We start from the raw sequence: 1,703 nt of genomic DNA, 5'->3' as shown, positions 1-1,703 counted from the left end.
CCGATAAGGTCTATCGCGCCTTCATCGAGGCGGACGCCGTGGCGAAGTGGCTGCCGCCCAACGGCTTTGCTTGCACCGTGCATCACCTCGACGCGAAAGTCGGCGGCACTCACAAAATGTCGTTCCGGAATTTCACGACCGGTTCGAGCCATTCGTTCGGCGGAGAATATCTGGAGCTCGTGCCGGGCGAACGCGTGCGCTACACCGACAAATTCGACGATCCCAATTTGCCGGGCGAAATGCAGGTGACGGTGACGCTCAGGCAAGTCTCCGTCGGCACCGAGATCAACGTCGTGCAGGAGGGCATTCCCGACGCCATTCCGGTGGAAGCGTGCTATCTCGGCTGGCAGCAGTCGTTGCGAAATCTCGCCAGCCTGGTCGAGCCCGAGATCAATCAATAGAAAACCCGGGACACGTTCTCCCGTCATTGCCGGGCTTGATGTTTAGACCGGGGACATCACCGACAGGTGTTCGGAGACATAGCCGACACATCACATAGTGCATGGATTTGGCGATTCGGGAGGCCAGCCATGCCGTGGCACGAGGTGTCGGTTGTGGATCAGCGGCGAGAGTTTGTAATGCTTGCGATGCAGGAAGGGGCGAACCGGCGGGAGCTGTGCCGGCGGTTCGGTATTCACCCTGAGACGGGGTATAAATGGCTGGGCCGATGGCAGGCTGATCAGAACGTCGCAGACCGATCGCGCCGTCCGCATTCGAGCCCGCAACGAACGGACGGCGCGATCGAACAGCGCGTTCTTGCGGTGCGCGATGCCCATCCGGCATGGGGTGCTCGCAAGATTGCACGGTGCCTGGAACGCGAAGGTGCCAGTTCGCCGGCGGTTTCGACGGTGCATCAGATCCTGCGCCGGTCGGGCCGTGTTAAGGCCCCTTTGGGGGGCGCTGCAGCAAGCCAGCGCTTCGAGATGCCGGCACCGAACCTGTTATGGCAGATGGACTTCAAGGGCTGGGTGCGGCTTGGCAACGATGCGCAATGCCATCCGCTGACGGTGGTGGATGATCATTCGCGCTATGATCTGTGCCTGCAGGCCTGTGCCGATCAGCGCGGCGAGACCGTGCGTGAGCGGCTGGAACTGACCTTTCGCCATTACGGCCTGCCGGAGGCATTCTTCGTCGACAACGGCACCCCTTGGGGAGACCCTTCGGGCGAGCGCTGGACACGGTTCGAGGTATGGCTGCTCAAGCTCGGCATCGGCGTCATCCACAGTCGCCCGTACCACCCGCAGAGCCGTGGCAAGAACGAGCGCTTCCATCGCACGCTCAATGCCGAGGTGTTCGCGCTGCGCCGCTTTCGCGATCTCGCCGAGACCCAACGCGCCTTCGATGCCTGGCGCGAAGTCTACAACTTCGAGCGGCCGCATGAAGCACTCAACCAGCAGGTGCCGGCCAGTCGCTACCGGCCAAGCCAGCGGCCGATGCCCAAGCGTCTCCCAGAACCCGAATACGACAGCGACGAGATCGTACGCAGCGTACCTGCGACCAAGGCCTACATCAGCTTCAAGGGCAGGCTCTGGAAAGTCCCGCAGGCATTCTGTGGTGAGCGTCTGGCCATCAGGCCTGCATCGGACGACGGCAAATACGGAGTTTTCTTTGCCGCTCACCAGGTCGCCACCATCGACTTGACGAGCGGAAAAAGTGTCGGTCATGTCTCCGAACAGGTGTCGGCCATGTCCCCGGTCTAAACA

General features: G+C 61.9%; 2 protein-coding genes. Both read left to right on the top strand.

Features of this window, described 5'->3' with window-relative positions; genetic code table 11:
* Positions 1 to 401, top strand: a 401-nt coding sequence (locus tag VGP39_RS24165; RefSeq protein ID WP_327570616.1) for an SRPBCC family protein, incomplete at its 5' end; no start/stop codon positions are given.
* Positions 402 to 530: 129 nt separating this feature from the next.
* Positions 531 to 1,700, top strand: a complete 1,170-nt coding sequence (locus VGP39_RS24160; protein WP_327570615.1) for an IS481 family transposase — start codon at positions 531 to 533, stop codon at positions 1,698 to 1,700.
* The last annotated feature ends 3 nt before the right edge of the window (positions 1,701 to 1,703 follow it).

It is taken from the genome of Bradyrhizobium sp. (genome assembly GCF_036009065.1).
Taxonomy (GTDB): domain Bacteria; phylum Pseudomonadota; class Alphaproteobacteria; order Rhizobiales; family Xanthobacteraceae; genus Bradyrhizobium.
Note: the sequence above shows the minus strand (reverse complement) of the source record. Positions and strands in the feature narration are given on the sequence as shown.

Bases quoted from the DNA above. Each gene is read 5' to 3' on its own strand.
- VGP39_RS24160 (WP_327570615.1), top strand. From the start codon at position 531: ATGCCGTGGCACGAGGTGTCGGTTGTGGATCAGCGGCGAGAGTTTGTA.